Source organism: Streptomyces sp. NPDC002690, from assembly GCF_053592415.1.
In genome coordinates this window covers 1-6,916 of sequence record NZ_JBSFVR010000392.1, presented here as the reverse complement: position 1 = coordinate 6,916, position 6,916 = coordinate 1, and the positions used below count along the sequence as shown (strand labels likewise).

The following is a 6,916-nucleotide window of genomic DNA, read 5'->3' as shown; positions in this document are numbered from 1 at the left end:
CCTCCTTCAGGCCCGGCGAGTCCCTCATCGGACAGTCCGCCTCGGAGAAGCGGACCATCCAGGTGGACAGCGCGCCGCCCGCGTACCTGAAGGTCGAGCAGGGTGCGACCGCGCTCCTTGAGCACCGAAGCCAGCTCGGCGACGACCAGCGCGGCCGTGATGCCGTCCTTGTCCCGTACGCCGTCCGGGTCGACGCAGTAGCCGAGCGCCTCCTCGTAGCCGTAGCGCAGTCCGTCCACGCGGGCGATCCACTTGAAGCCGGTCAGTGTCTCCCGGTACCCGAGACCGGCCCGGTCGGCGATCCGGCCGAGCAGCGAGGAGGAGACGATCGAGGCCGCGAGCACGCCCTCGGCGCCCCGGTCCACGAGATGCGCGGCGAGCAGCGCGCCGACCTCGTCGCCGCGCAGCATCCGCCAGCCGCCCCCGGCCGCCGGGTCCGGGACGGCGACGGCGCAGCGGTCCGCGTCCGGGTCGTTGGCGATGATCAGGTCGGGGTTCTCCCGGCGCGCGGTGGCGAAGGAGAGGTCCATCGCGCCCGGCTCCTCCGGGTTCGGGAACGCGACGGTGGGGAACGCCGGGTCCGGCTCGGCCTGTTCGGCGACGAGCACCGGCGCGGGGAACCCGGCCCGCTCGAACGCCGCGGTCAGCACGGAGGTGCCGACGCCGTGCAGCGCCGTGTAGACGGTCCGTGCGGTGCGCGGGGAGCCCGCGGAGAGGACGGCGTCGGTACGGGCCAGATAGGCGTCCAGGATCTCGTCGCCGAGGACCCGCCAGCCGTTCTCGGGGCGGTCCACCCCTTCGAGCGGGCCGACCGCCGCGATGGCGGCGGCGATCTCCGCGTCGGCCGGGGGCACGATCTGCGAGCCGTCGCCGAGGTAGACCTTGTAGCCGTTGTCGCGCGGCGGGTTGTGGCTCGCGGTGACCTCGACACCCGCCACGGCTCCCAGATGCCGTATGGCGTAGGCCAGCACGGGGGTGGGCAGCGGGCGCGGCAGGACGGCGGCACGGAGTCCGGCGCCGGTCATCACGGCGGCGGTGTCCCGGGCGAAGTCGGCCGAGCGGTAACGGGCGTCGTAGCCGACGACGACGAGCCCGTCCGTATGGCCCTGGCCCTTGAGGTACGCGGCGAGGCCCGCGGCGGCCCGGATCACGACGGCACGGTTCATCCGCATCGGACCGGCGCCCAGCTCCCCGCGCAGACCGGCGGTGCCGAACTGGAGGGTGCCCGCGAAGCGCGCGGCGAGCTCGGCGCGGGCTTCGGGGGAGTCGGAGCCGATCAGCCGCGCCAGCTCGTCCCGGGTCTCGGGGTCCGGGTCCTCGGCCTGCCAGGCCCTGGCCCGTTCGAGGAGGTCGTCGTCGTGCACGGGGGTCCACCTTTCGGGGATGACGGAGGGTGCCCGGCGGTGCGGCGGCCACCGGCCGATCCGGACGCCGCCTGCCGACGCGGGTCGTGGCACCGGTACCGGACCGGCGGGTCGGGGCACCGGTACCGGACCGGCGGGTCGGGGCACCGGTACCGGAGCGGCGGCGTCCCGGACCGCGAGGGCCCGGCCGGCGCCGCTCCGGCCGGTCAGATGCGGTCGAGTACGCGGGCCAGCAGGTCGCCCATGCGCGCGGCCGAGTCCCGGCCCGCCTGAAGGACCTCTTCGTGGTTGAGCGGCTCGCCGGACAGACCGGCGGCGAGGTTGGTCACCAGCGAGATGCCGAGCACCTCCGCGCCGGCCTCGCGCGCGGCGATGGCCTCCAGCACGGTGGACATGCCCACCAGGTCGCCGCCCATCGCGCGGACCATGCCGATCTCGGCCGGGGTCTCGTAGTGCGGGCCGGGGAACTGCACGTAGACGCCCTCCTCCAGGGAGGGGTCGATCTCCTGGCAGAGCGCCCGCAGCCGGGGGGAGTACAGGTCGGTCAGGTCGACGAAGTTGGCGCCGATGATCGGGGAGGTGGCGGTGAGGTTGATGTGGTCGGAGATCAGTACCGGCCGGCCGGGGCGCATGCCCTCGCGCAGACCGCCGCAGCCGTTGGTCAGCACGACGGTCCGGCAGCCCGCGGCCACGGCCGTACGGACGCCGTGGGCGACGGCGGCGACGCCGCGTCCCTCGTAGAAGTGGGTGCGGCCGAGGAAGACCAGCACGCGCTTCTCGCCGATGCGGTACGAGCGGACCGTGCCGCCGTGCCCTTCGACCGCCGGGGGCGGGAATCCGGGCAGGTGCGTCACCGGGAACTCGGCGTCCGGGGTACCGAGCGCATCGCCCGCGGGCCCCCACCCGGACCCCATCACGAGGACCACGTCGTGGGTCTCGGCGCCGGTCAGCTCCCGCAGCCTGGCAGCGGCCTCGGCGGCCACCGCGTGCGGGTCGTCCTGGATGTTGTCCGGAATAACAGATGCGTTCACCGGACGAGGGTAACCGCTGAATCCCTACGCGCGTAGATGGACCGGCACACAGTCTGTCCGGTCCTTTCGTGTTTTCGTACGACGAGGCGGGCGGAAGGGCCGGGTGCGGAAGGGGCGAGTGGGGTGCGCGGGGTCACCGGGGGCCGTGTGCCCGCAGGGTCAGCAGGGGCGCTTGCGCAGTTCCATGACGTAGTCGTGCGGGGCCCCGGCGGACTCCGCCGCGTCGGCCACCTCGCCGAGATAGCGGGCGGAGGGCAGACCGCCCTCGTAGCCGTTGAGCACGTACATCCAGGCCGGCTCCTCGCCGTCCAGGGTGTGCACGCGCACCCGCATCCGCCGGTAGATGTCGAGACCGACACCCTCCCAGCGGTCCATGGAGTCCTCGTCCATCGGCGCCACGTCGTACAGCGCGACGAAAACCTGGGAGCGCGGCGCTTCGACGACCGTCGCCAGCGCGCCTTCCCAGCCCATCTGCTCCCCGCCGAAGGTCAGCCGCCAGCCGTTGAGCCAGCCCGTACCGCGCAGCGGGGAATGCGGTGCGCGGCGCGTCATCAGCCGCGCGTCGAGGTTGCCGGCGTACGCGGCGTAGAGCGACATGAGTCCGAGGGTACGGGAGATGCGGAGCGACGTGCCGAACTCCGGGCAGGAACAGCTCGGGAGAGGGAACGGCCGCGGACGGCGGGCCGGTGTCCGCGCCACCCCGCCCGAGCTGCGAGGACGGCTCCGGCGCCCGGATGGAGGGCCCCGGGGCGAAGCACTTTGGCGGGTGCGGGACAATGGAGTACGTACTGCATTCCCCCGGGGCGATCCCCCGGACCCCGGCCGGGACGGCAGACGGCCGCGGGATGACACCACGCGAGGCGGACATTTCGTGACCAGGATCGTGATCATCGGCGGCGGCCCCGGCGGCTACGAGGCGGCACTGGTCGGCACCCAGCTCGGGGCGGAGGTCACCGTCGTCGACTGCGACGGTCTCGGCGGAGCGTCCGTGCTCACCGACTGCGTCCCCTCCAAGACCCTGATCGCCACCGCCGAGGTCATGACGACCTTCGACTCCTCCTACGAGGAGCTGGGCATCATCGTCGCCGACGACACCCCGGCCCTGGAGCAGGCCGCCCGCGTGGTCGGGGTCGACCTCGGCAAGGTCAACCGCCGCGTCAAGCGCCTCGCGCTCGCCCAGTCCCACGACATCACCGCCTCCGTCACCCGGGCCGGCGCCCGGGTGATGCGCGGGCGCGGCCGGCTGGAAGGCCTCCAGGCCGCCGACGGCTCCCGCCAGGTCGTGGTGACCGCCGCGGACGGCAGCGAGCAGCGCCTCACCGCCGACGCGGTGCTGATCGCCACCGGCGGCCACCCCCGCGAGATCCCGGACGCGCAGCCCGACGGCGAGCGCATCCTCAACTGGACCCAGGTCTACGACCTCGACGAGCTTCCCGAGGAGCTCATCGTGGTCGGCTCCGGTGTCACCGGCGCCGAGTTCGCCGGCGCCTACCAGGCGCTCGGCTCCCGGGTCACCCTCGTCTCCTCCCGCGACCGGGTGCTGCCGGGCGAGGACCCCGACGCCGCCGCCGTGCTGGAGGACGTGTTCCGCCGCCGCGGCATGAACGTCATGGCCCGCTCCCGTGCCCAGGCCGCCAAGCGCGTCGGCGACCGGGTCGAGGTCACCCTCGCGGACGGCCGCGTCATCTCCGGCACGCACTGCCTGATGGCGGTCGGCGCGATCCCGAACACCGAGGGCATGGGCCTGGAGGAGGCGGGCGTCCACCTCAAGGAGTCCGGCCACATCAAGACCGACAAGGTCTCCCGCACCAGTGCCCCCGGTGTCTACGCCGCCGGTGACGTCACGGGCGTCTTCGCGCTGGCCTCGGTCGCCGCGATGCAGGGCCGGATCGCGATGTACCACTTCCTCGGCGACGCGGTGGCCCCGCTGAACCTGAAGACCGTCTCCTCCAACGTCTTCACCGACCCGGAGATCGCCACCGTCGGCTACACCCAGGCCGACGTGGACGCGGGCAAGATCGAGGCCCGGGTCGTCAAGCTCCCGCTGCTGCGCAACCCGCGCGCCAAGATGCTCGGCATCCGCGACGGCTTCGTCAAGATCTTCTGCCGCCCCGGCACCGGCATCGTGGTCGGCGGCTGTGTCGTCGCGCCGCGCGCCAGCGAGCTGATTCATCCGATTTCGGTCGCGGTCGACAACAACTTGACGGTGGAACAGATCGCGAACGCGTTCACCGTGTACCCGTCCCTGTCGGGTTCGATCGCCGAGGTGGCGCGCCAGCTGCACACCCGGAAGCTCGACGGCGAGGGTTAGTCACCCCGCGCGATCGGCCCCGCGCGTCGGCAACTGCCGTCGTGGCGGGGCCTGTTGAGTAGACGGGCAGACCGTGTCTGACCGCTCCCCGACCGGTTGTGTGCACGTTCCAGTCAATCTGACGGCAACTGGCGGCGACTACGCGGGCAAGTCTGACAACATCGGTTTCGCGTATATCACTTGGTGACCCACTTCGTTGCCAACTTCTGCAATTCGGCCCAATGCGCTGAAAACGCGCGCGGGCCAGGTTACTGTCAGTTCTGTGTTCGCTGCAGAACGTCGTCAATTGATCCTCGAAATGGTGCGTGCCAACGGGGCGGTCTCGCTCCGTGAGCTCGCCCGCGTCGTCCAGACCTCCGAAGTGACCGTACGGCGGGACGTGCGGGCACTGGAGGCAGAAGGACTCCTCGACCGCCGGCACGGCGGTGCGGTTTTGCCGGGCGGTTTTACGCGGGAGTCCGGCTTTCCGCAGAAATCCCATCTCTCGTCCGCGGAGAAGACGGCCATCGCCGATGTGGCGGCCGGCCTGGTCGGTGAGGGCGAAGCCATCGTCGTCGGGGCCGGTACGACCACGCAGGAGCTGGCCCGTCGGCTCGCGCGGGTGCCCGGCCTGACCGTCGTCACCAACTCCCTGCTGGTCGCCCAGGCCTTGGCCCACGCCAACCGCGTGGAGGTCGTGATGACCGGGGGCACCCTGCGCGGGAGCAACTACGCCTTGGTCGGCAGCGGTGCCGAGCAGTCCCTCCAGGGGCTGCGGGTCTCCCGGGCCTTCCTCTCGGGGAGCGGCCTGACCGCCGAACGCGGGCTCTCCACCTCCAACATGCTCTCGGCCAGCGTCGACCGGGCCCTGGTGCAGGCCGCCGCCGAGGTGGTCGTCCTCGCCGACCACACCAAGCTGGGCGCCGACACCATGTTCCAGACGGTGCCGACGGAGCTGGTCACCCGGCTGGTCACGGACGAACCCCCGCCGCACGACGAGCGGGCCGCCGCCGAGATCCAGGCCCTGGCCGACCAGGGCGTCGAGATCACCCTCGCCGGCGGCGACGCCGACTCGGGCTCCACCGGCATCGAGAGTGCCCCGCCGAACGGCAGACAGCGGCGCGAGATGCCGCTGCCGGGTCAGCGCCGTACGCAGAACGGCGGCCTCGGGGCACAGCTGCGGGGCGCGGCGGTGCTGGCCGACGCCGGGCCCGAGCGCGGCAGGGTCGCGGACCTGCGCCGCCGCTGAGGGAACGGGCCCACCGGGGCCCGCACGGCCGGGCTCCACCCCACGGAGGCCGGGACCGGGTGGTGGCCGGACTCAGGACTCCGGTGCCGTGTCCGCGCTGGCCTTGAAGCCCCGCAGCGTCAGCAGGAGCAGCCGGTCGGCCAGCTCGGGGTCCTCGGGGTTCTGCTCCGCCGCCAGGGCGATGGCGTTCGTCAGGCCCATCAGATCGCCGATCGACACGTCCGCACGTACCGCCCCGCTCTGCTGTGCCCGCGTCAGCAGCCGGGCCCCCGCCTCGCGCAGCGGTACATGACAGGGTGCCAGGGCCGAGGTGTCGTCCCGTGCGGCCGACAGCAGCGCCTGCGCCAGCCCCCGGTACTCGCCCGCGTGCCGGACGATGGCGCCGAGCCACTCCACCAGCGCCCGGCACGGCTGTTCGGCCTGGGCCAGGGCGTGGGAGTGGGCGATCAGGTCCGCCAGCGCGTCCTGGAAGACCGCGTTCATCAGCGCGTGCCGGGTGGGGAAGTGCCGGTAGAGCGTGCCGATCCCGACCTCCGCGCGCCGCGCGAGATCCTCCAGCGAGGCGTCGGTGCCCTGTTCGGCGAAGAGGGTACGGGCCTCGCCGACCAGCCGGTCGTGGTTGCGGCGGGCGTCCGCCCGCATCGGCCGCCCGGATGCGGGCGCCGAGGCGGAGTCGCCCGGCCGGTCCGGACGCGGTCCGGCCGTGGTCGGGGTCGTACGGGGCGGCGTCGCGCTGGCCATGGTGGGGTCGTCCTCCCGGGTCTCCTCGGCTCCAGGATGCCACCGTGCTCCGCCGCACATGTCCCCGGACCGCCCCTCGCGGCCGTTTCCACGGGTGTCCGGCGGCCGCCCCCGCGGCTGCCACGCGGACAGGCCCCGCCCGGTCCGTCGACGATGCGGTAGAGCTCGTCGGCCTCGAAGGCCAGCAGCCACTCGTAGTCGCCGAGCGAGAACGACGCCACCGTGTTGGCGCGGACGTCGG

General features: G+C 73.1%; 6 protein-coding genes and 1 pseudogene. 2 read left to right on the top strand and 5 right to left on the bottom strand.

Features of this window, described 5'->3' with window-relative positions; genetic code table 11:
- The 3 genes from ACWD3D_RS31415 to ACWD3D_RS31405 all read right to left on the bottom strand — a co-directional run.
- Window positions 1-1,364: phospho-sugar mutase (locus tag ACWD3D_RS31415; RefSeq protein WP_451464138.1), on the bottom strand; the 1,364-nt coding region annotated here is incomplete at its 3' end.
- Window positions 1,365-1,570: 206 nt separating this feature from the next.
- The gene (locus ACWD3D_RS31410; protein ID WP_451464137.1) at window positions 1,571-2,395 is read right to left on the bottom strand and encodes a purine-nucleoside phosphorylase; all 825 of its coding nucleotides are present in this window, start codon (window positions 2,393-2,395) and stop codon (window positions 1,571-1,573) included.
- A 159-nt stretch (window positions 2,396-2,554) separates the two neighbouring features.
- Window positions 2,555-2,992, bottom strand: a complete 438-nt coding sequence (locus ACWD3D_RS31405; protein WP_266708414.1) for a gamma-glutamylcyclotransferase — start codon at window positions 2,990-2,992, stop codon at window positions 2,555-2,557.
- A 274-nt stretch (window positions 2,993-3,266) separates the two neighbouring features.
- Here ACWD3D_RS31405 and ACWD3D_RS31400 point away from each other — a divergent pair, with 274 nt between their 5' ends.
- Both ACWD3D_RS31400 and ACWD3D_RS31395 read left to right on the top strand, forming a co-directional pair.
- Window positions 3,267-4,706 (top strand): NAD(P)H-quinone dehydrogenase, encoded by a 1,440-nt coding sequence (locus ACWD3D_RS31400; RefSeq protein ID WP_451464136.1) that lies wholly within the window; start codon window positions 3,267-3,269, stop codon window positions 4,704-4,706.
- A gap of 262 nt (window positions 4,707-4,968) precedes the next feature.
- Complete coding sequence (locus ACWD3D_RS31395; RefSeq protein ID WP_451464135.1) at window positions 4,969-5,934, top strand: DeoR/GlpR family DNA-binding transcription regulator; 966 nt, start codon at window positions 4,969-4,971, stop codon at window positions 5,932-5,934.
- A 72-nt stretch (window positions 5,935-6,006) separates the two neighbouring features.
- Here the strand turns inward: ACWD3D_RS31395 and ACWD3D_RS31390 are convergent, their stop codons facing one another.
- Both ACWD3D_RS31390 and ACWD3D_RS31385 read right to left on the bottom strand, forming a co-directional pair.
- Window positions 6,007-6,576 carry a TetR/AcrR family transcriptional regulator gene (locus tag ACWD3D_RS31390; protein ID WP_451464134.1) on the bottom strand — a complete coding sequence of 190 codons (570 nt, stop codon included), beginning with the start codon at window positions 6,574-6,576 and terminating at the stop codon, window positions 6,007-6,009.
- Between the two features lie 245 nt (window positions 6,577-6,821).
- Window positions 6,822-6,916: pseudogene (locus ACWD3D_RS31385) on the bottom strand (chlorite dismutase family protein); the annotation flags it as partial.